Origin of the sequence: Paraburkholderia sp. D15, from assembly GCF_029910215.1 — a bacterium.
Lineage (GTDB): Bacteria > Pseudomonadota > Gammaproteobacteria > Burkholderiales > Burkholderiaceae > Paraburkholderia.
This window is the reverse complement of record NZ_CP110396.1, coordinates 696864-719958: the sequence shown is the minus strand read 5'-3', so window position 1 is coordinate 719958 and position 23095 is coordinate 696864. Positions and strand designations below refer to the sequence as shown.

The following is a 23095-nucleotide window of genomic DNA, read 5'->3' as shown; positions in this document are numbered from 1 at the left end:
CGTCGCTGGCGCCGATTGCGTCGATGGTCGAAGACGCGCGCCAAAGAAAAAACGCCCCGAAGGGCGTTTTGTCCAAACCCGAGGCAAGCAGAGCGCTCACGCTCTGCGCAGCCAGGGACTTGCTTAGAACTTGTGGCGGATACCCACGCGCAGCGCGAGCTGGTTGTTCGCGCCAGCTGCCGGCAGGAAGCTGCTTGCGCTCGAACCGATCTGTGCCTGCAGCGGCGTGCCAGCCTTCGACGAGTTGCCGCGAGCTTGCTGATAGACGCCCAGTGCGTACACGTCGGTGCGCTTGCTCAGCGCGTAGTCGACGCTTGCGTCGAACTGGTTCCAGTGACCGTTCGTCAGATCGGTCGCTTGCATGTACGTGTAGCCCAGTGCGCCCGTCAATGCCGGCGTGAAGGCGTACTTGCCGCCTGCTTCGTAGGCGTTGAACGTGGTCATCTTGCCAGCGTTCTGTTCGATGCTCGTGTGCGTCCACAGAGCGTACGCGGTTGCCGCGCCGATCGTGTAGCGTGCGCCGACGCCGACCGTTGCCAGATCCTTGACCACGCCGGTAGCCGAGTTAGCCAGCGTCGTCGAGAATGCTGCCGGGGTTGCCGATGCCGGGAAGCGGATGTCCGTGTATGCCGCGCCGATGCTGAACGGGCCGTTCGCGTAGTTCGCGCCGAAGCTGTAGGCTGCCGACGAGCTGCCTGCCGTGCCGCCGAATGCGCCAGCCTGGTTCGAGAAGCCGTACATGCCGCCGAAGGTCAGGCCGTAGAAGTTCGCGCTCGTGAACTTCACTGCGTTGCTGATACGGCTCGACGTCAGCTGGTCGATGTCGTTGATGTGGTAGCCGTAGTTACCCGCGACGGTGTTGCCGCCGTTCGAGTAGTTGCCGCCCAGGAAGTCGGTCGAGAACGAGTATTGACGACCGAACGTCAGCGAACCGATGCCGTTTTGCGACAGACCGACATAAGCTTGACGGCCGAACAGCGAGCTGCCTTGACCCAGCGTGCCCGTGCCCGAGTTAAAGCCGTTTTCCAACACGAACAACGCCTTCAGGCCGTTGCCCAGATCTTCCGAACCACGCAGGCCCCAACGGCTGCCTTGGGCGACGCCGTCGCCGTATTGGTACAGGCTCTTGCCCTGGGCGTTAGCGTGGTTGCTGTACGTGAAACCAGCGTCGATCAAACCGTAGAGCGTAACGCTGCTTTGTGCGTGAGCAGCGGAAGCGAACACGGCGAGAGTAGCGGCGGCAAATACTTTCTTGTTCAAGACTTTCTCCAGTGAAAAATAAGCGATCGTCAGACCGGCTCTAATGGCCAGTTCATGCGATGGCCCGAAATTTAAGGGAACGCAGAGTAAGCGATGTGACAGCTTTGCTTATTTTTGTAATCTGTCGCGTGGACGCGACACTCACATAGCATTGACAGGAGAAATCCCGCAGGGAAAAAACAGGAATAAGCTAATTCCGTTTCGCATCTAAGCGTGTGAAAAAGGATTGGTTTTCCCGGGCTGCAGGCGCATGCGACGATGCGCGCCTATTAATCGAATCGCCGACGGGGAATATCTGATGCAACGCCGCACTCTCATTCAAAACCTGCTCGCCATCACGTCAATTGCCGCTATTTCGCTGACGGCAACGTTTGCGCATGCCGACGACAAACCCATCAAGGTCGGCACGATGAGCGGACCGGACGCGCAGATCTGGTCGGTCGTCACCAAGGTGGCGGCGCGCGAGGGGCTGAACGTGAAGGTGATCGAGTTCAACGACTACGTGCAGCCGAACGCCGCGCTCGACGCCGGCGACCTCGACGCCAACGGTTTTCAGCATCAACCGTTTCTGGATAGCCAGATCAAGCAGCGCGGCTACAAGATCGTCAACGTCGGCCTGACGTACGTGTCGCCGATGGGCTTCTACTCGAAAAAATTCAAATCGCTCAAGGACTTGCCGGAAGGCGCCAAGGTCGGCATCCAGAACGATCCGTCCAACGGCAACCGCGCGCTGCTGCTGTTGCAGAAGTACGGCGTGATCAAGCTGAAGCCGGGCGTCGGCACGAACGGCGTCAACGCGACGCCGCTCGACGTCGCCGACAACCCGAAGAAGATCAAGCTGGTGGAGCTGGACGCCGCGCAATTGCCGCGTGCGCTCGACGACCTCGACGCGGCGTCGATCAACACCGACTACGCGGTCAAGGCCGGCCTGCAGCCGACCCGGGACGCGATCGCGATCGAAGACCTGAAGGGGCCGTACGCGAACCTGATCGCCGTGCGCGTGCAGGACCGCAATCTGCCGTGGGTGAAGAAGCTGGTCGCGGCGTACGAGTCCGACGAAGTGCGCAAGTACATCGACACGCAGTTCAAAGGCGCGATCATCCCCGCGTTCTGAGTGCGGGTGGGGGCGTGACGGTGTGAAAGTATGAGACGGCGCGGCCGGCCTGGCCGGCGTCGCGCTGAATGAAGAAGCCGCCTGCTGGACGAGGCGGCTTCTGTTTTTTAAGCGGCGGCTTGTGCGGGCCGGGTAGGTCTTGCGGGCCCGCGGCCGGATGGCCCGACGTCAATTGCTCAGCAACGAGCCGCTTCTGAACGCCGTCGCGCCGGCAATCCGCGCGAACTCGATGCCGGCCGTCGCGAAACGCGTCAGATGGCGCGCGTACAGCACGCCGGCCACGCTGCTCTTCAACGTGACGACCTGATCCGTCAGCGGATCGACGATGTCGGCGATTGCATGGCCGACGTCCACCCACGTGCCGACTTCGCAGCGATACACCAGCACGCCGCTGATCGGTGCGACGATCGGCTCGGCGCCGGCGAGTGGCGTGGCGGCGAATTCGAGCGGCGGCAGCGGGGCCGCCTTGCCGTCGATCACGCCGCGCGAGGTCAGATATTCGATGATCGCCTGGGCGTCGCGCTCGGCGTACTCGTAGGACACCTCGCGCTGGCCGCGCAGTTCGATCGTCACGGAGATCGAGCCGTTCGGAATCGGGAAGCGGTCGCCGAAGCGGCCGCGCAGATCCGACCAGCAGAAGCTGTGAATCTCGTCGAACGGATTGCCCACCGAATTGAGCGCCAGCAGCGAGGCTTTCGCGTCCAGATAACGCGCGAGCGGCTCGACCTCCGGCCACAGGTCGGGATTCGTGTACAGATGCAGCGCGGCTTCCCAGTCGCAATGCAGGTCGAGCACCACGTCGGCGTCGTACGAGAGCTTTTGCAGCGCGAGGCGTTGCGATTCGAGTTCGGTCGCGGGCGATTGCGCGTCGAGCGCTTCACGCATCGCGGTGCGGATGGCGGCGCGATTCGCGTCGATGTCGTCGCTCAGGCGCGCTTCGATCACCGGCTGAACCAGCGCCGACAGATCGTGGAAGTTGCGGTTGAAATTCTGCGCGGTGTTGGTTTCGAAACGGCCCGTCAGATGGCCGAGAAAGTGCTGGTTCAGACCGATCGGGTTGGCGACCGGCACCACCACGATTTCGCCGCGCACCTTGCCGGCGGCTTCCAGCGCGGCCAGCTTGCGGCGCAGTTCCCACGACACCAGCATGCCGGGCAGCTCGTCGGCGTGCAGCGACGACTGGATGTAGATCTTCTGGCCGCCGCCGGAACCGTAGTGAAAACTCGTCAGGTTGCGGGCGGTGCCGAGCGTCGGACTGATCAGCGGATGGGTTTGGGTTTGCATGGTCTTCGGTCGTCGCGTCCGCCTCGGAGGCGTTGCGCTATGTCGTTGATTTCAGTGGGAAAGCAGGTTCGGTGGCAGCGCGATTGTGGCAATCGGGCGGTGCCGCCGGGGTGTCTCGCTCGCACGATCTTAGCCGATCCGCCGCGCCGCGTGCGGCAAGCGGGCCACAGGCAAGCTACAACCCGGCCGCCCAAACGAAACGGGCCCCGCGTGTGGCGGGGCCCGTTGGTGGCCGGTCGGCGTGCGCGCCGTCAGGCGCGCGGGCGGGACTTAGCTGCCGTACACGTCGAAGTCGAAGTACTTCTTCTCGAGCTTCTTGTACGTACCGTCCTTGATGATGTCGGCGATCGCCTTGTCGATCTTCGTCTTCAGATCGGTGTCTTCCTTGCGCAGGCCGATGCCGGCGCCGTTGCCGAGGATCTTCTCGTCGACCAGATCCTTGCCCGCGAACTCGTAGCCCGCGCCGCGCGGCGTCTTCAGAAAGCCGATTTCAGCTTCGACGGCGTCTTGCAGCGAAGCGTCCAGACGGCCCGACAGCAGGTCGGCGTAAACCTGGTCCTGGTTCTGGTACGGGACCACCTTGGTGCCCTTCGGCTCCCAGTAGGTCTTCGCGTAGGTTTCCTGGATCGTGCCCTGCTCGACGCCGACGGTCTTGCCCTTCAGCGAATCGGCGGTGGGCTGCAGGCCCGAACCCTTCTTCGTGACGAGGCGCGTCGGCGTGTTGAACAGCTTCGACGAGAACGAAATCTGTTCCGCGCGTTGCGGCGTCATGGACATCGACGACAGCACGCCGTCGAACTTCTTCGCCTTCAGGGCCGGGATCATGCCGTCGAAATCGTTTTCGACCCACACGCACTTCGCCTTCAGGCGCGTGCAGATTTCATTGCCGAGGTCGATGTCGAAGCCAACGAGCTTGCCATCCGAGCCCTTGGACTCGAACGGGGGATAGCTGGCGTCGACGCCGAAACGGATCGTGGTCCAATCTTTAGCGTGTGCGCCGATCGAGACGGTAGCAAGCAGAGCAACCGTCAAAGCCGCTAGCAGTTTTTTCACTGTTTAACTCCTCGGTGTAGTTCAAATACGCCCGTCCGCGGTTGTGCCGCTGCGGGCCACCCGGCGCGACTCACGACCGGGTTTGGGTTGAAGCCGCCGGCCGGGGCGGCCAGCAGCGCGCGCCAAGCTTATCAGTTCAAAAAAATTGGGAAGCTAGTAAAACACCGGATGGTGTTAGAGGGTAGCGTTTAACGCGCAAATGTGGTTGAGCGCCGCGCCGGGCTTGAATCGGGCACTTGATGCGTGCTGGGTTGCCGGAGATGGTTGGCGACGGTTGCCGATTGACAGCGATTGTTGGATCAACCGCCGTTCGCCGGTGCGCTCGTGTCGATGATCGCCGATGGCACAGCGGCGCGCACGGCGACGGCGCCGCACCACAGTTCGCCCTTGCCCATCATGTTGGCGTCTTCCGCGCTCATGCCCGCGCAGGCGCTGTGAGCGTCGGGCGAATCCTGCGTGGCCGCGAAGACCGGCGCGCTTTGCGCGGACCCCAGATCGCGCTGCATGCGCGCGAGCGAAGCGCGCTTCATCTCGCCCTGCAGCCAGCCGCCAAAACCCAATACCGAGCTGGCCACGAGAGCCAGCAACATCCATTCCGTTTTCTTCAAGCGCATTATGTTGTGTCTAGTTCGACTGCCCGTGGTCTGTCGCCCGTTTTCGTCGGGACGAGAGATGAGGGACGAGAGGTAAGGCAAGCCATCATTATCGGCACCCGCGCCGTGCTTCTTTACGCCGACGTGCCGGTTTGCCAGCCACGGATTAAAGATTCCGCATAAATCGCCGTTATTGCGGATGTGCCCGTTTGAATTTAACGCCGGCTTGTTTGCATCTTCTGGGCCGGTCCCATGACGTCGCGTCTAAAAACGAAATTGTATTGCTTTAGCGCTATCATCGATGCTCCTCGCGTTCGCTTTCCGGCGGCGCAACGAGCGTTTCCGTCTGAAGAAAGTCACTGAACACCCCTGCGCGGATCGATGCCGCGCCTTTTGTGTTTGTCGATACGGCCTTCTGCTAAACGGTGTTGTATATGCACGAGATGTTGATGGCAGATGAGGCGCGCTGTTCTAAACGGTTCTTCGCGGGAAGAATCGCGGGCATCGCGGCGTGCGCGGTTAAATCGCGCCGCTATTGCGCATCCGCATTGTTCGCGCTTCTGGCCGGCATGATTACCGGCGGCGGTCTGTTCGCGGCGGTGCCGGCCACGGCGCTGGCCGACGACAAAGTGCTGCGCGTGCTCGCGTGGCCCGGTTATGCCGACGACGACGTCGTCAAGACTTTCGAGGCGCGCTTTAACGTCAAGGTCGAAGTCACGCTGGCCGATTCCGACGAGGCGCTGTGGGCGCTGATGCACAGCAAGGACGCGCCGCCGTTCGACGTGCTCGCCGCCAACACCGCCGAAATCGAGCGCTACACGCGCGCCGGTCTGCTCGCGCCGCTCGATCTGGCGAGCCTGCCGAACACCCGGCGGCAATTGCCGCGCTTCCAGGCGCGCACGTCGATCGAAGGACTCACGTCGGCGGGCAAGGTGTACGCGATTCCGTTCACGTACTCGTCGATGGGGCTGATCTATGACCGCAGGCAGATCGCCGTCGCGCCGCATTCCATGCGCGAGTTGTGGAATCCGAAGTATCGCGGCAAGGTGCTCGACTTCAACAGCGCGCAGCACAACTTCTCGTTCACCGCGCTCGCGCTCGGCTATCCCCATCCGTTTCAGCTCGACGCCGCGCAATTTCACGCGGTCGCGCAGAAACTCGTCGATCTGCGCCGCAATCTGCTGACGTACTACACGGTGCCGGAGGAAGCGACCGCGGTGTTCATCCAGCACAAGGTGGCGCTGATGTTCGGCAACTACGGCACCCAGCAGGTCGAACTGCTGCGCCGCGCGGGCGCCGACGTGGGCTATGTGATTCCGGACGAAGGCGCGTTGGCCTGGCTCGATTGCTGGTCGATGACGAGCGCCGCGACCGATCGTCCGCTCGCGCTCGCGTGGATCAACTACATGCTCGACCCCGGCGTGAATGCGTTGCTCACGCAACGGCAGGGGCTTGCCAATACGCTGAGCGCACCGGCGGATAAAAGCGATAACGCGCGCATCCTGTGGATCGGACCGGTGGAGGACATCCAGCGGCGCGAGGATACGTGGGCGCGCATCGTGTCCGGCGACCGCTCGGAGCGCTTCTGATGATCCGGCCCGGGCTCACCTTCAAGTTGTCGGTGCTGCTTGCCTGCATCGGCGTGCTCGCGTCCGGCGCGACCGGCTATTACGCGTACCGTGCGAACAGGACGATGCTGGTGAACGAAGCCAGCATCAGCCTCTTGACCTCCACGGAACTGCTCGGCCAGCGCTTTTCGTCGGCGATCGACGATGTCGGCGCCGACGCGCAGGTGCTCGCGACGCTGCCTTCCTCGGCGGACGTCGTGCAGACCGACGACGGCCTCGGCCCCAACGCGGCGCGCGAACAACTGGCGCAGGTGTACTCGAGCTTCATGGTGCATCACCGCGAGTACCTGCAGATCCGCCTGATTACCCGCGAGCACTACGGGCTCGAACTGATCCGTTTCGATCGCGACGGCGATGGTCTGGTGCGCGTAAAAGGCAACCAGCTGCAGGAGAAAGGGCAGTTCGCGTATGTGTTCGAGACGCTGGCGTTTTCGCCGGGCCGCATCTATACGTCGCCGATTCAGGTCAATCACGAATACGGCGCGCACGGCGCCGAAGGCAAGCCGACGCTGCGGCTCGGCACGCCGGTGGCGAATGCGAGCGGCGCGGTGGTCGGCGTGGTCGTGATCGACGTCGATCTCGCCGGTCTGCTCAAGCGTTTGCAAAGCGATCTGCCGAGCGACTTCCAGGTTTATCTGACCAACGAGTGGGGCGACTTCCTCGTGCATCCCGATCCGTCGAAAACCTTCGGCTTCGATCGCGGACGGCGCGTGCTGATCCAGGACAGCTTCTCCGTCGTCAAGCCGCTGTTCGAGCAGCAGCAAAGCGAGGTGCTGGTGAACGGCCTGTCGCGGCCGAAGCAGGCCGCCGGTCAGGTGCTCGCGTTCGTGCGCCGGCCGTTCGGCGATTACGCGGGCAACCGCTTCATCGTGCTCGGGCTCGCCAAGCCGCTCGCGGATGTGTTGTCCGGCGCGAATCTGCTCGGCGACCGCATCGTGCGCATGGTGCTGGTGTTCAGCGTGCTGGCGCTGGGCCTCGCGGTGCTGTTCGCGCGCGCGTTGACCAAGCCCTTGCATATGCTCGCGCACGCGGCCACGCATCTGTTCGCCGAGCATTCGATGGAAACGCTGCCGCTCAAACGCACCGACGAGATCGGCGTGCTTGCGCGTTGCTTCGATCGTCTGCGGCGCGAGATCAAATCGCAGATGGACGTGCTGCACGCCAAGCAGCGCGAGCTCGTGCATCTGGCGACGCACGACGGGTTGACCGGCCTGCCGAACCGCTCGCTGTTCATGCAGAAGCTCGAAAGCGCGATCGACGAAGCGACCCGCCGGCAGGAAGGTCTCGCGGTGCTGTTCGTCGACCTCGACCGCTTCAAGCAGATCAACGACCAGTTCGGTCATTCGATCGGCGACAAGGTGCTGGTCGCGGTGGCGCGCCGTCTGAAGCAGGGGCTGTGCACCGCCGATGTGGTCGCGCGGCTCGGCGGCGACGAGTTCATCGTGCTGATCGAAGGACCGCGTGCCGCCGAGGCGGCGCCCGCGATCGCGTCGCGCATCATGGCGACGCTGAACGAGGAACTGGTGGTGGACGGGCAGAGCATGACGGTGGGCGCGAGCATCGGCATCAGCCAGTTTCCGGACGACAGCGGCACCGCCGAAGAGCTGCTGCTCAATGCCGACGCCGCGATGTACGCGGCCAAATCCGGCGGCCGCTGCGCGTATCTGCGCTATCACGACGTGCTGGAAATGCGCCGCGCCGAGCAGCTGGAGCAAGCGCTGGCGCAAAGCCGGGCGGAGACGGACGCGCGCGCCGGCCGCGAGGCGGAACCGCTCGCCTGATACCCTTCGACTTCATTAATCAGATGATTACGGCCCAAAAAACGCGAGGGAAGTTTGCTTCGATAGCGATCGGGCCGAGCGCTCGAAGCAATCGTTTGCGCCGATCTTGAGGCAAGTTTTTTTCATTTCGCCGGAAGCGTTTTCACTGTCTTAACTTCCATCGCGCGCCTGCCGACAACGTCGTTATGGCAACGGAACTGACTGGAGATTTTTCCGTGAAGCGACAGGTTTGTTTTGGGGTGGCCGCGCTCGCGCTCGCCGGTTGCGCGCAGATGGCGCCGACCACCGCGGCGCATCCGGACAAGGCGCCGAACGAAGTGATCAGTTTCGACATTCCGCCCGACGCGCTCGGCGCGCGCGATCCGCAACTCACCACGGTGCTGGCCAAAGCCGGCGCGCTTGCCGCCGCGCAGACGCAGCCGACGGTCGTGCTCGTCACCGCGTTGGGACAGGACTTTCAGTATCTGAATCAGGCGGTCTGGAAAGGCGTGCCCGCGCAGCGCATGACGCGGGTCAGCTTCGAGAACCGCACGGCCGGTCTGGGCCAGCCGTATAGCGTGTCGATCAGGACGGTGCAATGAAGATGCCTGCCTCTGTGATCGCCCGCGGCGTGTCGTTCGCGTCGACTGCCTTGCTCGCCGTTTCGGCTCATGCCGGTCAGCCCGGTACGGATCTGCAATCGGCCGCGGCATTCCCTGCTGTACCCGCCGCATCCGCCGCGGCGGACAAGGTCTATCCGCCGTTGCCGTCGCTCGCGATGTTGCCGCCGCCGGGTGCGAACGACGACGATGCGCCATCGCCGAAGCCGGCCACGCATCGCAGGAAAACGCGTACGCCAGTGCAGACCGTGGAGCGCCGGATGCCGATGGCGCCGGTCGCGAAACTGGTGGTGTCCGACGCATCGCATGCGTATCTCGACGGCGTGCAGCGGCAGATCGATCTTGCGATGAGCAAGTAGCGCGCGTTCATCGCGACTCTTGCAGGCGTCTATCGAGCTTCCATCGAGCGCCTTTCGAGCGTCTATCGAGCACCTCAGGCGCGCCACCTTCACCTCTTCCTCGCCGCGACGCGAAAGGATGAAGCATGTTCCCGAAATTTCTACTGGCCGCGCTGGTCTGCTGGTTCGCGTGCGGCGCGGCCCACGCCGCCGACGACTGTTTCAACGAAGCGGCGGCCTATCAAGGCGTCAATCCGTGGGTGTTGCGCGCACTCGCCTGGTATGAATCGAAGGGCGATCCGTTCGCGGTCCACCGTAACGCGAACGGATCGATCGACGTCGGCCAGTTGCAGATCAACTCGATCCACTTCAACGCGCTCGAACGCGAAGGCGTGCCGCATCGCGCGTTGATCGATCCGTGCGTGAACGTCTACGTCGCGGCGTGGCTGCTGAAACAGAAGATGGTCAAGCACGGCAACACCTGGCGCGCGATCGGCGCGTATCACTCGGAAACCCCGCGCGAGCGGGACGCGTACGCGCGCGGGATTCGCAAGGTGCTGGTCGCGTGGGGGCAGTTGCCGTCGGATCGCTGAAGCTACTGCGCTCCGGTGCAGCCTCAATGCGGTCTTAAACGATCCGCATGCCGCCGCGATACGTCGCGCGCGGCACCGGCAGCGTATCGAGCATCGTCACGCGCACGAAGTCCGCGCGCAAGCCGGCTTCGATCGCGCCGCGGTCGTGCAGTCCGGCAGTGCGCGCCGGTTCGGCGGAGACCGTCGCCATCGCGCGGGGCAGCGACCAGTCCGCTTTCGCGACCAGTTCGAACACGGCGGTCAGCAAGCTCGACGGCACATAATCCGACGACAGGATATCGAGCAGATCCGCCTGCGCGAGTTCGAGCGCGGACACGTTGCCCGAGTGCGAGCCACCGCGCACGATATTCGGCGCGCCCATGATGGTCGAGATGCCGTGCTCGCGCGCGGCCTCGGCGGCGATGCGGGTGGTCGGAAACTCGGCCAGTACGATCCCTTCGGCCTTCGCCTGTTCGACGTGTTCGACCAGCGTGTCGTCATGGCTCGCCACCGGAATGCCGAGCCGGTTGCAACGCGCGACGATCTCGCGACGGTGCGCATCCGCGTAACGTTCCTGTTCGATCGACAACTCCGTGAGCGCGGTGGCCACGTGTTCGTCGCTCAGCTTGCCGTTGCGCTCCTGGAAGCGGCGCCATTGCTCGCGGTCGTGCCATTGGCGCTGACCGGGCGTGTGGTCCATCACCGAGGCGAGCCGCAGCAGCGGATGCGTGCACAACGAGTCGAACATCTCGACCACGTCGGCGGTGGCGATTTCGCAGCGCAGATGCAGAAAGTGTTCGGCGCGCAGCAGCTTGCGTTCCGAGAAGCGCGTAAGCGCCTGCGCGCATTGCGTCTGCAGATCGCGGCCGCGCAGGCCGACGTTCGACCGCGAGCCGATGGCGAGCGCGTCGAACACGGTGGTGATGCCGGCGGCGGCCACCTGGGCGTCGTGAATCACGAAGGCGGCGTCGGTATTCCATTGCACGCCGGGACGCGGCGCCAGATGCTTTTCGAGGTTGTCCGTGTGCAGTTCGATCAGGCCGGGCAGCAGATAGTCGCCGTCCCAATCTTCGGCCTCGCGCGCGGCGGTCGTGCCGCGTTCGACGTCGCGAATCGCGCCGTCCTCGATGCGTACCACGCCGGTGAATACTTCGTCGCGCGTCACGACGCGCGCGTTTCTGATCAACATCGACTTGCTCCGTAGTCAGTCGGACTGGAAGGTTGCGGCTGAGTGGGTGGTTCAGTGTAATGCGGTTTCGCCGGGCCCGATTCGAGTGGGCGTGGGCCGGGCCAGTAGCGTTGGTGTTGGCTTTGGCGTTGGCTTTGGTGTTGGTACTGGTGTTGGTAACGTCGTCGGCCCTTTCAGTGCTTGAGCGGCGGCTTCAGTTCGAGGCGCCGCGTCGCGACCTTGTTGCGGGTGTCCTCGTCATGAAAGATGCCGACGATCGCCGCGCCGCGTTCGCGCGCCTCGACGATCAGATCGGCGACCACGTCGCGGTTTTCCGCGTCGAGCGAGGCGGTCGGTTCGTCGAGCAGCAGCAACGGATGCTCCGCGATCAGACCACGCGCGATGTTCACGCGCTGTTGCTCGCCGCCCGAGAAGGTGGCCGGCGCGAGCGTCCACAGCCGTCGCGGCACGTTCAGCCGTGCCAGCAGCGCGGCGGCGCGCTCGCGCGCTTCGTCTTCGGCGACGCCGCGCGAAAGCAAGGGCTCGGCCACCAGCATCAGCGTCGGCACGCGCGGAATCACGCGCAGAAACTGGCTGACGTAGCCGACCACGCCGCGCCGCAGACGCAGCACGTCGTGCGGTTCGGCGCCCGTGATCGTCACGGGGCGGTCGTCGTGCGCGGCGTCACGAATGCGGATCGAACCGGCGCTCGCGAGATAGTTGCCGTACAGGCAGCGCAGCAGCGTGCTTTTACCCGCGCCGGAGGGACCGACCAGCACCACGCATTCACCGCGCTCGACATCGAGCGAGACGTCCGCGAGCGCGTCGATCCGCACGCCGCCCTGGCCATGCAAGGTGAACGTCTTGCCGATGCCGACCGCGCGCAGCATCAGCGCGGCGTTGTCGGCGAACGCGCGCTCGTTCGCGAGCGCTTCATGGCCTGCTTCTCGGCCTGCTTCAATGGATTGCATGTCGAACCTCAAACCGGCAGAACCGAGGAAACCAGCGTTTGTGTGTACGGGTGCTGCGGATCGTCGAGCACCTGATCGGTCAGACCCGCTTCGACGACCTCGCCGCCTTGCATCACCATCAGCCGATGCGCGAGCAGACGCGCCACGCCGATGTCGTGCGTGACGATCAGCACCGACAGATGCAGTGTCGAGGTCAAGGTCCGCAGCAGATCGAGCAGACGCGCCTGCACCGATACGTCGAGACCGGCGGTGGGTTCGTCCATGAAGACGAGCCGCGGACCGGTCACGAGATTGCGGGCAATCTGCAGACGCTGCTGCATGCCGCCGGAAAACGCGGCGGGAAATTCGTCGATCCGCGACGCGTCCAGCTCGACGCGCTCCATCCATTGCGTGGCCGTGTGGCGAATGTCGCCGTAGTGACGCGCGCCGATCGCCATCAAGGGCTCGCCGATATTCGCGCCGGCCGAGACGCCGCTGCGCAGACCGTCGCGCGGATTCTGCTGAACGAAGCCCCATTCGGTGCGCATCAGCAGACGGCGGCGCGGTTCGGACAGCGCGAGCAGATCGAGGGTATCGCCATGCGACGCGGTGTAGTGCAGCGTGCCGCTGTCGGCTTCGGTCTTCAACGCGAGCGCGTTCAGCAGCGTGGTCTTGCCCGAACCCGATTCGCCGACGATGCACAGCACCTCGCCCGGATACAGATCGAAGCTGACGTTGCGGCAACCGTTGCGTCCGCCGTATTGCCTGGTGAGCGCGCGGGCGCTCAGCAGAGGAGGGGTGCGCGAGCTCATGCCGTTGCCTCCTTGCGAACGACGGAAGAGGCCGGGTCGAGCTCCGCGTCGCCGCGCCGCTCGTGACAGTAGTCGCTATCGGAGCAGACGAACATGCGCTTGCCCGCGTCGTTGACGATCATCTCGTCGAGAAAGCTGTCGGTCGACCCGCACAGCGCGCACGCGTGCTGCCATTTCTGCACCTCGAACGGATGGTCGTCGAAGTCGAGACTGCGCACCGGCGTGTACGGCGGAATCGCGTGAATGCGCCGTTCGCGGCCGGCGCCGAACAGTTGCAGCGCGGGGTTCATGTGCATCTTCGGGTTGTCGAACTTCGGAATCGGCGACGGCGACGCGAGGTAGCGGTGATTGACGATCACCGGATAGTCGTAGGTGGTCGCGATGCTGCCGTGATGCACGATGTCCTCGTACAGTTTGACGCTCATCAGCCCGTAGTCGGCGAGCGCATGCAGCTTTTTGCTTTCGGCGACGCGCGGTTCGAGCCGGAACAGCGGCTCGGGCATCGGCACCTGATAGACCAGAATCTGTTTGTCGGTGAGCGGCGTTTCGGGAATGCGGTGACGTGTCTGGATGATCGTCGCGTCGACCGTGCGGCGCGTGGTCGTCACGCCGGTGGTGCGCGCGAAGAAGCGGCGGATGTTGACCGCGTTGGTGGTTTCGTCGGAACCCTGGTCGATCACCTTCAACGTGTCCGCACGGCCGATGATCGCGGCGGTCACCTGAATACCGCCGGTGCCCCAGCCGAACGGCAACGGCATCTCACGCGACGCGAACGGCACCTGATAGCCGGGCACCGCGACCGCCTTGAGCAACGCGCGGCGCAGCATGCGCTTGGTCTGCTCGTCGAGGTAGGCGAAGTTGTAGCCGTCGGCGGCAGCGTCGTAGGACGGGGTCATACGCGGGGTGGCGTCTTGATGGTCGGGCGCGCTCATGCTGGCTGCTCCTGGTGATCGCGTTGCGTGGCCTGTTCGCCCTGCGTTTCGTGAGACGCGTGCGCGCCGCCGTGCTCTGCAACGTGCTGGGCGCGTAAGCGCCGCACGAGTTCCAGCTCCGACTGAAAGTCGACGTAGTGAGGCAGCTTCAGATGCTGCACGAAACCCGACGCCTCGACGTTGTCGCTATGCGAGAGCATGAATTCGATGTCCTGTGTCGGCGAGGCGAGCGTTTCGCCCAACTCCTCCGCTCGCAGTGCGCGGTCCACCAGCGCCATGGCCATCGCCTTGCGCTCGGAGTGACCGAATGCCAGCCCGTAACCTTGCGTGAAGGTGGGCGGCACCGCGCCGCTGCCGGCGAACTGATTGATCATCTGGCATTCGGTGATGTCGATCTCGCCGATGTCGACGCATTCGCCCAGTTCGTCGAGTTCCATTTCGACCGGGATCGTGCCGAAGCGGATCTCGCCGGCGAACGGGTGCGAGTTGGCGTAGCCGCGTTGCGTCGCATAACCCATTGCCAGCAGAAAACCTTCGTCGCCGCGCGCGAGATTCTGCAGGCGGGTTGCGCGGCTCGCGGGGAAGGCGAGCGGTTCGCGCGACAGATCGCCGGGTTCCGGTGCTTGCGGCGTGGGGCGTTCCTGTTCGATCAGGCCTTCCTTGTCGAGCAGCGTGACAACGCGCGGCATCGCTTCGGCGGGGGTGTGCGCGGCGTGCTGCGGGTTCGTTGCGAATGCATCGGCTGGAGCGTTTGCCGTGGTCGCTAAAGTTGCACCGCTGGCATCGGTCGATGCGGCATCGCCCTGCGCGAGCAACGCGAAATCCAGCAGACGTTGCGTGTAATCGTAAGTCGCACCGAGCATCTGACCGCCCGGCACGTCCTTGAAGGTCGCCGAGATACGACGCTCCACCTGCATCGATTCCGTGTCCACCGGTAGCGTGTAACCGAAACGCGGCAGCGTCGTGCGATACGCGCGCAGCAGGAAGATCGCCTCGACCAGGTCGCCCGCGGCCTGCTTGATCGCGAGCGCCGCGAGTTCTTCGTCGTACACGGAACCTTCGGTCATCACGCGTGCCACCGCGAGGCGCAACTGCTCGCGAATCTGCGCGACGCCGAGTTCGGCCAGTTGCGTATCGCCGCGCCGCGCTTTGTCCAGCAGACGCCACGATGCCTCGATCGCGCGTTCTCCACCCTTGACGGCTACGTACATCAGTTCACCTTCGCTTGAGTTGTGCGGGGCAGGCCGATCAGCGCCGCGCCGCAGACGAGATAGCAATCGACGCCGCAGGGAAACAGCGGCGCGAGCGCCGCGCGTTCGCGCCAGAAGCGCTCGGGCAGCCCGACCGGGGCGATGGTCGCCGTGTGCTGAATGCCGGGGCCGCTGAGCACGACCGGCGCGCCGCCGCTCAAGGCATCGACGCGGATCAGCAGCGTGACCGACAACTCCGGCGACTCCGCCGCGCCGAGCGCGAACCCTTCCAGCGGCGGCAGCGTGGCGGCGTCGTGGATATAGGCGAAGACGGCTTCGGCCGGATCGTCCGTCAACGGTGCGCCGGTGTGAAAGCGCAGCGCCGAGCCGAGCGCGCTGTCGGCTTGCGCGAGCCAGACCGGCGTCGCGTAATCGCATAACGCGAGCAGTGCGGCGAACGCGGCGAGATCGGCGCGGGTGGCGCCGTCGGCAGGGTTGCCCGGGTTGGTCCGGCTGGCGTTCAGCGCGGGCAACACGTCCTCGATCGTGCCGACCGTGCCCGGCCGCGACAACGCGTCGAGCAGGGTGCGGAACACCGCCTGGGTGTCGTGCACCGGGTCCGGAAAACCCGGCGTCAAGGTGGACAATGCAATCGGTGAGTTTTCCATCAGTCGCCCCGGACCATCGTGAAGAATTCGACGCGCGTGGCCGCGGCCTCCTCGCGCCGCGCGGCGCGTTGCCCGGCCTGTTGCGCCGCGAACGGTTCGATCAGTTGCCGATGCAGCGCGTCGCGATGCTCCGGCAGTTGCAGCAGCGCGTCGGCCAGGGCGGCGAGTTCGGCGCGGCGGCGGTCGCGGCCCAGATGACAGGCCACGCCGACGGCGGCGGTTTCGCCTTCGGCAACGCGCAGGCGCAGCGTGGCGCGCGTGACGGTGGCCTCGCCGAGATTGAACGGATCGCCGCTGCCGCCGACGCGGCCGCGCACCATCGCGAGACCGATCTCAGGCGGACGCAGCCAGTCGTAAGCGGGGGCGGGCCGGCCGTGCAGCGCGCGTTGCAGCGCGGCTTCGAGATCGGCGCGCGGCGTGCGGGCAAGGACCGCCATCCACGCGCGGCGCGGCGAAGTCGACGCGCGAGGCGCCGAAGAGGCGGTGGCGGACGGTGAAGCGGAAGAGGCGCTCATCGAGGTTCCTGGTGATCCGGCGAGTAGACATTTGAGCATCTATTCATCTAAACGTCTAGACGTTTAAGGGTATAGTTGTCGCGCTGTGTACGGCGCTGCGCGCGTTTCATATTTCCATCACGGCTCGCGCACTACAATGCATCCCATAGCGATAATTTGAACTCAAGGGAATGACAGCACCATGACATCGAACGACAGCGCGACACCGGGCACCTTGCTCGAACGCGGCGCGGGCGTTGCTGTGTGGCGGCAGATCGAACAGATTCTGGCCAGGGAGATCGCCGCCAGCGGTTTCGGCGAAGAGGGACGTTTGCCGAGCGAGGGAGAACTGGCCAAACGCTTCGACGTGAACCGCCATACCGTGCGCCGCGCGATGCTCGGTCTCGCGGCGCTGGGTCTCGTCAGCGTCGAACAGGGGCGTGGCACGTTCGTGCAGCCGGGCGCGATCGACTATTCGATCGGCCGCCGCACGCGCTTCACCGAGAACCTGCGTCAGCAGCATCACACGGCGGCCGGCACAATGCTATCGGCGGCGCGCGTGAAGGCCGAACCGAGCGTCGCGAAGGCCTTGAGTCTGCGGGCCGGCGCGCTGGTCTACCGGATCGAGACGTTGCACGAGTCCGACGGCGTGCCGCTGACGTTCGCGCGCAACTGGTATCCGGCCGCGCGCTTTCCCGACCTGCCCGAGGTGCTGGAGCGCACCGGCGGCGTGACCAAGGCGATGGCGGAGCTCGGCGTGCACGACTATCTGCGCAAGTGGAGCCGCATCGGCAGTGTGCTGCCCGAGCCGGAGGTGGCGCGGCGCCTGAACATCAACCGTCAGCAGCCGGTGCTGTGGGTCGAGAACGTCGATGTCGATCTGCAAGGCACGCCGGTCAAATACGGTTTCACGCATTTCGCGGCGGATCGCGTGCAACTGCTGGTGGAGCACGACGTATGAGCGGCACGACATGGGGCGCCGACGCGCGTTTCGCGGTGTATTACGCGCCCGCGAACGGTTCGAACTGGTGGCGTGCCGGCTCGGCGTGGCTCGGTCGCGATGCGGAGCAGAACCGGCCTTGCACGGCGCCGCAGCCGTCGGAGTTGACGCGGCCGCTCGCCGAGCTGACCGAGGCGCCGCGTCGCTACGGCTGGCATGGCACGCTGGTCGCGCCATTCAAACTCGACGCGCAGACGACTCGGGAAGACCTGCTCGCCGCCGCGCGCGCGTGGGCCGCCACGCAGCGCTCGTTCGAATTGCCCGTCGAAGCCGCGACGCTCGGCGATTTCGTCGCGCTGCGTCCTACCGGTCAGGATGGCGACGCGCGCATGCGCGAGGTCGCCGCGAGTGCGCTGCGGGCGCTCGATTCGTTGCGTGCGAAACCTTCGGCCGAGGATCTCGCTCGCCGGCTTGCCGCGCCGCTCAGCGAACGGCAACGTGCGTTGCTGATCGAATGGGGCTATCCGTATGTGTTCGACGAATTCCGTTTTCACATGACGCTGTCGAGCTCGCTCGCCGACGAACAGGAACGCAGTACCCTGGTGGCGTGGTGGCAGGGGTGCGCGGGCATACTCGGGCCGCTGCAGATCGATCAGGCCGCGCTGTTCGTCGAGCCGGCGCCGGGCGAGCCGTTCGTTCTGTGGGAGCGGGTGCGGTTCAACCGCGAGGGAACCTAGACATGGCGGGACGCTTGATCTACGTAATGGGGCCGTCGGGCGCGGGCAAGGATTCGCTGCTGGCGTTCGCGCGCACGCGGCTGATGGGCGAGCCGATCCTGTTCGCGCATCGCTACATCACGCGGCCGAGCGGCAACGGCGAGGCGCATGTCGCGCTGAGCGTCGAGGAATTCGCGGTGCGCTCGGTGCTCGGTCTGTTCGCCCTCGAATGGTCGAGTCATGCGCTGCGCTATGGCATCGGCATTGAAATCGACGGCTGGCTCGCGCGCGGTTGCACGGTGGTCGTCAACGGTTCGCGGCAGCATTTGCAGCATACGTTGGCGCGTTATCCGCATACCGAAGTGGTCCATGTGGACGCCGCGCCGCATATTCTCGAAGCGCGGCTCGGCGCACGGGCGCGCGAATCGGCGGAACAGGTCGCGGCGCGGCTCGCGCGTCGCGCGCCGTTCGTGCTGCCCGACGGCGTGCGCTGCACGACGATCGATAATTCGGGCGCGCTGGAAGATGCCGGGCATGCGTTGATCGCGGCGTTGAAGGCGGAAAGCCGCGTCGATTGACGCGCGTTTTTGGTTGGCCCGGCGTCTCGCATCGAAAGCGGCGCCTTGAATGGGCCGCTCTGAATCCACCGCTTCAAATCACTTACCCCGCCGCCGCGATCCGTTCCCGCGTCGCGTCCTGCAGGCACGACACGAACTGCATCACGGCCGGCGTCGGCAACAGATCGCGGCGCGACAGGATGCTGATTTCGTAGTTCGGCAGCGCTTCCTCGATCGGCGCGATGCGGATGCCGAGCGGCGCCACCATCTGCGCGAGCGGCCGCGTGAAGCAGCCGATCACGTCGGTCTGCGACACCAGCCCCAGCGTCACCGCGAACGACGACGGCGCCCGCAGCAGACGCTTCGGCACCGGCAAGCCGTGCGCGTCGAACATCGCCATCATCACGCTGTGCGGGAAATGATCCGCGCCGACCGTCACGATCCATTCGGCGTCGAGCAGTTCATGCAGGCGCGTGGCATGGGCGAGCGGATGCCCGTCACGCATCACCACGACGAACTCCGTCGAGAAAAGCGGCGCCTGCACCAGATCGCTATCCAGCGCCCGCACGTGATGAATCGCGGCGATATCCAGCGCGCCGTTGCGCAGTTGCGCGAGCGCGTCCGGAATCGTCACTTCCTCGAGATGCAGGCTGACCTGCGGCATCGCCCGGCGAAACTTCGACACCGCGTGCGGCAACGCCGTCAACGCGATCGACGGCATGGTCCCCACGCTCACCTTGCCGGCCAGTTCGCCCTTCACCTGTTCGACCGCCTCGACGGTGCGCCGCATGTCGCCGAGCAACTGTTCGGCGCGCGGCAACAGCGCGAGCCCACACGCGGTCAGCTCGATGCCGCGCACGCTGCGCACCATCAGCTCCGCGTTCAGCGCGCTTTCCAGTTCGCGGATCGTATGCGTGACGGCCGGTTGCGTGACGCCCAGCTCGCGCGCGGCGGCGCGCAGACTACGGTGATGGGCGGCCGCGACGAACGCCTGCAGTTGCTGCAGCTTCATGAGGGTAATCCCGGAGATAAGGCGCGTTAATCGGGGTGAAAAAAACAGCATCTTATTCGAACAAAACGGCGTGGCTATAGTGCTCGCCAGTTGACCGCCGTCATGCGGTTCGAATCCATGGAGCAAGAGCAATGAGCGAAGCCGCGCGTTTCACCGAAGTGTCCGACCTGGCGCCCGCAGTCGATAGCCTGCGCGAGATCCGTCATCACATTCATCACCATCCGGAACTCGCCTACGAGGAATTGCAGACCGGCGCGCTGGTCGCCGAGAAGCTGGAGCAATGGGGCTGGCAGGTCACGCGCGGCGTGGGGCGCACCGGCGTGGTGGGCACGCTGACGGTGGGCGAGGGCACGCGCCGCATCGGCATTCGCGCCGATATGGACGCGCTGCCGATCATCGAGCAGACCGGCCTGCCGTACGCGAGCGGCACGCACGGCAAGATGCACGCGTGCGGTCACGACGGCCACACCACCATGCTGCTCGGCGCCGCGCAGCATCTGGCCGCCACGCGCAATTTTTCGGGCACCGTGCATCTGTATTTCCAGCCGGCGGAGGAGAGCGGCATCGACAGCGGCGCGATGAAGATGATCGACGACGGCCTGTTCGAGCGCTTTCCGTGCGATGCCGTATTTGGCGTGCACAACCATCCGGGTGAAGAGCCGGGCGTGCTGCTGTTCCGCAAGGGGCCGTTCATGTCGGCGGGGGACAAGGCGATCATCACGATCGAAGGCGTCGGCGGTCACGCGGCGCGTCCGCACCTGACGGTCGATCCGGTCGTGGTGGCCGCCAGCATCGTGATGGCGTTGCAGACGATCGTCGCGCGCAATGTCGACCCGTCGCAACCCGCCGTGGTCACGGTCGGCTCGATGCATGCGGGGACCGCGAACAACGTGATTTCGAGCAGCGCGAAACTGGAGCTGAGCGTGCGTTCGTTCAGCCCGGAAGTGCGTGCGCTGCTGAAGAAGCGCATCACCGAACTCGCCGAAAGCCAGGCCGCGAGTTACGGCGGCAAGGCGGTGGTCGAGTACATCGAGGGTTATCCGGTGGTGGTCAACTCGGACGCGGAAACCGAGTTCGCGGTACAGGTGGCGCGCGAACTGGTCGGCGACGACAAGGTGGTTGCGCAGACCGACATTCTGATGGGCAGCGAGGACTTTGCGTTCATGCTGCAGCGGCGGCCCGGCACGTTCCTGCGGATCGGCAACGGTGCGGGCGAGGACGGCTGCATGGTGCACAACCCGCACTACGACTTCAACGACCGCAACCTGCCGGTCGGCGCGGCGTTCTGGGCGCGGCTGGTGGAGCGCTATCTGGGGCAGTGAGCGCGTCGCGTTCCATCGCCCGAATGTAAAGCCAACTTATAACGACAAGGAAGACCGCACGATGAACGCCTCGAAGGATGTTCCGATAGGAGCCGCACCCGCTTCCGCTGACGCCCGCGATGTCCGCGATACCGCCCACGTCACCCGCCGCGGCGCGATCGCCGCGGCGGTGATCGGCAACTGGCTCGAGTTCTTCGACTTCACCGTGTACGGTTTTTTCGCGGTGATCATCGGCAAGCTGTATTTCCCGTCGGCGGACTCGACCACGTCGTTGCTGCTGTCGGTCGCGACGTTCGCGGCGGGCTTCATCACGCGGCCGCTCGGCAGCGTGATGCTCGGCGTGTACGCGGACCGCAAGGGACGCAAGGCCGCGCTCAACCTGACCATCATGCTGATGGCGGTGAGCACCGGCGTGATCGCGCTCACGCCGACCTACGCGACGATCGGCCTCGTTGCGCCGCTGCTGATCGTGCTGGCGCGTCTCGTGCAAGGCTTCTCGCAGGGCGGCGAGTTCGGCGCGGCGACCTCCACCTTGCTCGAACAGGGCGGCGGCACGCGGCGCGGTTTTCGTGCGAGCTGGCAACTGGCGACTCAAGGCGGCGCGGCGCTGATGGGTTCGGGAATTGCGGCGGCGCTGTCGGCGGCGTTGCCGAAGGAGTCGCTGGAAAGCTGGGGCTGGCGCATTCCGTTCCTGATCGGCGTGCTGATCGCGCCGGTCGGCATGTATCTGCGCCGCCGTCTCGCCGACGACCCGGCCGGCGCGCACGGCCACGGAATCGAACGCGGCGTGCTGAGCGAGCTGTTCACCGGCCACTGGCGCACGCTGCTGCTGATCACGCTGACGGTGATGGGCGGCACGGTCACCACCTACATCCTCACCTTCTACATGCCGACCTACGCGATCCACACGCTCGGTCTGCCGATGTCGCTGTCGATGCTGGTCGGCGTGGCGGCGGGGCTGGTGATGCTGGTCACGTGTCCGCTGTTCGGCATGCTGTCGGATCGCATCGGCAGCCGGCGTCTGCCGATCCTGTTCGGCCGCGGCGTGCTGGTGCTGCTGTTGTTCCCGGCCTTCATGCTGATCAACCGCTTTCCGCAATTGCCCGTCATCATGTCGCTGACCGCGCTGATGCTGCTGTTTTATTCGATGGGATCGGCGTCCGAATTCGCGTTGATGTGCGAATCGTTTCCGCGACGCGTGCGGGCGACGGGTATCTCGATCGCCTACGCGTTGAGCGTGTGTCTGTTCGGCGGCACCGCGCAACTGGTGGCGACATGGTTGATCAAGCTGACCGGCAGCAAGCTTGCGCCGGCCGGTTATGTGGCGGCGTGCGTGGTGGTGTCGCTGGTCGCCGTGGCGCTGCTGAAGGAGACCGCGGATAAAGAGATCGATTGAGGGCGGAGGTGGCCGCGATCGCTGTCGCGGCCGCCGCCGTTCACGTCCTCATGTTTCGATTTCGTTGCGCGTGGCACGCATTAACGCAATGCCGCCGACACCGCCTCGTCGATCTGCAGCGCGAAGCGCACTTCGACATCGGGCACCGTGAAGCCGATGGACAGTTCCAGATACGCGTCGCCCAGCACCAACTGAACGAACGTCGCTGCCCGTAACGCGGCGGTCGATTCGTCGAAATTGCTTTGCAGAATTTTTGCGGCGAAGACGCGCACGACCTTCGCACCGTTTTCATGGAACACCTGGCCGAGTTCGGGAAGCCGCTCGGCCTCGGCGACGATGGCCCGATAAAGCCGCAAATAATCCGGCTCGATGAGGATGCGCGCCAATGCCCATCCCAGCTTGCGCAACGCGACCTCGGGCGAGTCATCCGGTTGCTCGTTCTGGGCACTGATCAGAAATTCCCCCACCTCGGCGCACATCGCGCTCACCAGCCCGACAAAGAGCGCCTCCTTCGACTTGAAGTGGCGATAGACCGTCTGTTTGCCGACGCCGGCGGCCGCCGCGACTTCATCCATCGTGGCCAGGCCGAAGCCCTGCCTTAGAAAAATAGTTTTCGCGCCGTCGAGGATGGCGGACCGCTTACGGCGCTGCAACGGGCTCAGGGCGGGGAGAGAGTGCGTGTTCATGGCAAATAAATACCAGATCGATCGATGGTT

The 23095-nt window shown here is 65.0% G+C and carries 24 protein-coding genes; 11 read left to right on the top strand and 13 right to left on the bottom strand.

The window, feature by feature from the left end; translation table 11 throughout:
* Positions 1 to 123: 123 nt before the first annotated feature.
* Positions 124 to 1260, bottom strand: a complete 1137-nt coding sequence (locus LFL96_RS22995; protein WP_281003000.1) for a porin — start codon at positions 1258 to 1260, stop codon at positions 124 to 126.
* Positions 1261 to 1558: 298 nt separating this feature from the next.
* Here LFL96_RS22995 and LFL96_RS22990 point away from each other — a divergent pair, with 298 nt between their 5' ends.
* On the top strand, positions 1559 to 2374 hold the full coding sequence (locus tag LFL96_RS22990; protein ID WP_281002999.1) for a MetQ/NlpA family lipoprotein: 816 nt from the start codon (positions 1559 to 1561) through the stop codon (positions 2372 to 2374).
* 168 nt (positions 2375 to 2542) lie between these two features.
* Here LFL96_RS22990 and LFL96_RS22985 read toward each other — a convergent pair whose 3' ends face one another.
* From LFL96_RS22985 to LFL96_RS22975, 3 genes are all read right to left on the bottom strand, one after another.
* Positions 2543 to 3658 carry a succinylglutamate desuccinylase/aspartoacylase family protein gene (locus LFL96_RS22985; protein ID WP_281002998.1) on the bottom strand — a complete coding sequence of 372 codons (1116 nt, stop codon included), beginning with the start codon at positions 3656 to 3658 and terminating at the stop codon, positions 2543 to 2545.
* 270 nt (positions 3659 to 3928) lie between these two features.
* Positions 3929 to 4711: an ABC transporter substrate-binding protein gene (locus LFL96_RS22980; protein ID WP_281002997.1), complete on the bottom strand. Its 783-nt coding sequence runs from the start codon at positions 4709 to 4711 to the stop codon at positions 3929 to 3931.
* Positions 4712 to 5010: 299 nt separating this feature from the next.
* Positions 5011 to 5301, bottom strand: coding sequence for a hypothetical protein (locus LFL96_RS22975; protein WP_281002996.1), 291 nt, complete (start codon positions 5299 to 5301; stop codon positions 5011 to 5013).
* Between the two features lie 572 nt (positions 5302 to 5873).
* Here LFL96_RS22975 and LFL96_RS22970 point away from each other — a divergent pair.
* The 5 genes from LFL96_RS22970 (at position 5874) to LFL96_RS22950 (ending at position 10243) form a co-directional block, all read left to right on the top strand.
* Complete coding sequence (locus tag LFL96_RS22970) at positions 5874 to 6893, top strand: extracellular solute-binding protein (protein WP_281003841.1); 1020 nt, start codon at positions 5874 to 5876, stop codon at positions 6891 to 6893.
* Positions 6893 to 8713, top strand: a complete 1821-nt coding sequence (locus LFL96_RS22965; RefSeq protein WP_281002995.1) for a diguanylate cyclase — start codon at positions 6893 to 6895, stop codon at positions 8711 to 8713. The genes LFL96_RS22970 and LFL96_RS22965 overlap by 1 nt, the downstream gene beginning before the upstream one ends.
* A gap of 272 nt (positions 8714 to 8985) precedes the next feature.
* Positions 8986 to 9294, top strand: a complete 309-nt coding sequence (locus LFL96_RS22960; protein WP_281003840.1) for a hypothetical protein — start codon at positions 8986 to 8988, stop codon at positions 9292 to 9294.
* Entirely contained in the window at positions 9291 to 9671 is a 381-nt protein-coding gene (locus LFL96_RS22955) for a hypothetical protein (protein ID WP_281002994.1), read from the top strand. Before LFL96_RS22960 ends, LFL96_RS22955 begins: the two co-directional genes overlap by 4 nt.
* Before the next feature lie 125 nt (positions 9672 to 9796).
* On the top strand, positions 9797 to 10243 hold the full coding sequence (locus LFL96_RS22950; RefSeq protein WP_281002993.1) for a lytic transglycosylase domain-containing protein: 447 nt from the start codon (positions 9797 to 9799) through the stop codon (positions 10241 to 10243).
* Between the two features lie 34 nt (positions 10244 to 10277).
* On the opposite strand, the gene LFL96_RS22945 is transcribed toward LFL96_RS22950, so the two are convergent.
* The 7 genes from LFL96_RS22945 to phnG all read right to left on the bottom strand — a co-directional run bounded on the left by LFL96_RS22945 (position 10278) and on the right by phnG (position 16457).
* Positions 10278 to 11411: an alpha-D-ribose 1-methylphosphonate 5-triphosphate diphosphatase gene (locus LFL96_RS22945; protein ID WP_281002992.1), complete on the bottom strand. Its 1134-nt coding sequence runs from the start codon at positions 11409 to 11411 to the stop codon at positions 10278 to 10280.
* A 173-nt stretch (positions 11412 to 11584) separates the two neighbouring features.
* The gene (gene phnL, locus LFL96_RS22940) at positions 11585 to 12361 is read right to left on the bottom strand and encodes a phosphonate C-P lyase system protein PhnL (protein ID WP_281002991.1); all 777 of its coding nucleotides are present in this window, start codon (positions 12359 to 12361) and stop codon (positions 11585 to 11587) included.
* Between the two features lie 8 nt (positions 12362 to 12369).
* Positions 12370 to 13152 (bottom strand): phosphonate C-P lyase system protein PhnK, encoded by a 783-nt coding sequence (gene phnK / locus LFL96_RS22935; protein WP_281002990.1) that lies wholly within the window; start codon positions 13150 to 13152, stop codon positions 12370 to 12372.
* Positions 13149 to 14048, bottom strand: coding sequence for an alpha-D-ribose 1-methylphosphonate 5-phosphate C-P-lyase PhnJ (locus tag LFL96_RS22930; RefSeq protein ID WP_281003839.1), 900 nt, complete (start codon positions 14046 to 14048; stop codon positions 13149 to 13151). The genes phnK and LFL96_RS22930 overlap by 4 nt, the downstream gene beginning before the upstream one ends.
* A 32-nt stretch (positions 14049 to 14080) precedes the next feature.
* Positions 14081 to 15295: a carbon-phosphorus lyase complex subunit PhnI gene (locus tag LFL96_RS22925; RefSeq protein ID WP_281002989.1), complete on the bottom strand. Its 1215-nt coding sequence runs from the start codon at positions 15293 to 15295 to the stop codon at positions 14081 to 14083.
* Positions 15295 to 15942, bottom strand: a complete 648-nt coding sequence (gene phnH / locus LFL96_RS22920; RefSeq protein WP_281002988.1) for a phosphonate C-P lyase system protein PhnH — start codon at positions 15940 to 15942, stop codon at positions 15295 to 15297. Before phnH ends, LFL96_RS22925 begins: the two co-directional genes overlap by 1 nt.
* Positions 15942 to 16457 (bottom strand): phosphonate C-P lyase system protein PhnG, encoded by a 516-nt coding sequence (gene phnG / locus LFL96_RS22915; protein ID WP_281002987.1) that lies wholly within the window; start codon positions 16455 to 16457, stop codon positions 15942 to 15944. The genes phnH and phnG overlap by 1 nt, the downstream gene beginning before the upstream one ends.
* Positions 16458 to 16638: 181 nt before the next feature.
* Between phnG and phnF the strand changes: the two genes are divergently transcribed.
* Genes phnF through phnN form a run of 3 tightly spaced genes read left to right on the top strand, consistent with a single transcriptional unit; the run spans position 16639 to position 18670 of the window.
* A complete protein-coding gene (phnF, locus tag LFL96_RS22910; protein ID WP_281002986.1) occupies positions 16639 to 17397 on the top strand; it encodes a phosphonate metabolism transcriptional regulator PhnF in 759 nt (252 codons plus the stop codon).
* On the top strand, positions 17394 to 18113 hold the full coding sequence (locus tag LFL96_RS22905; protein ID WP_281002985.1) for a DUF1045 domain-containing protein: 720 nt from the start codon (positions 17394 to 17396) through the stop codon (positions 18111 to 18113). The genes phnF and LFL96_RS22905 overlap by 4 nt, the downstream gene beginning before the upstream one ends.
* 2 nt (positions 18114 to 18115) lie before the next feature.
* Positions 18116 to 18670 carry a phosphonate metabolism protein/1,5-bisphosphokinase (PRPP-forming) PhnN gene (gene phnN / locus LFL96_RS22900; RefSeq protein WP_281002984.1) on the top strand — a complete coding sequence of 185 codons (555 nt, stop codon included), beginning with the start codon at positions 18116 to 18118 and terminating at the stop codon, positions 18668 to 18670.
* A gap of 82 nt (positions 18671 to 18752) precedes the next feature.
* Here phnN and LFL96_RS22895 read toward each other — a convergent pair whose 3' ends face one another.
* The gene (locus LFL96_RS22895; protein WP_281002983.1) at positions 18753 to 19661 is read right to left on the bottom strand and encodes a LysR substrate-binding domain-containing protein; all 909 of its coding nucleotides are present in this window, start codon (positions 19659 to 19661) and stop codon (positions 18753 to 18755) included.
* 131 nt (positions 19662 to 19792) lie between these two features.
* Between LFL96_RS22895 and LFL96_RS22890 the strand changes: the two genes are divergently transcribed.
* Both LFL96_RS22890 and LFL96_RS22885 read left to right on the top strand, forming a co-directional pair.
* Positions 19793 to 20983, top strand: a complete 1191-nt coding sequence (locus LFL96_RS22890) for a M20 aminoacylase family protein (protein WP_281002982.1) — start codon at positions 19793 to 19795, stop codon at positions 20981 to 20983.
* A 61-nt stretch (positions 20984 to 21044) separates the two neighbouring features.
* Positions 21045 to 22379, top strand: coding sequence for an MFS transporter (locus LFL96_RS22885; RefSeq protein WP_281002981.1), 1335 nt, complete (start codon positions 21045 to 21047; stop codon positions 22377 to 22379).
* 80 nt (positions 22380 to 22459) lie between these two features.
* On the opposite strand, the gene LFL96_RS22880 is transcribed toward LFL96_RS22885, so the two are convergent.
* On the bottom strand, positions 22460 to 23065 hold the full coding sequence (locus LFL96_RS22880) for a TetR/AcrR family transcriptional regulator (protein WP_281002980.1): 606 nt from the start codon (positions 23063 to 23065) through the stop codon (positions 22460 to 22462).
* Positions 23066 to 23095 lie beyond the last annotated feature (30 nt).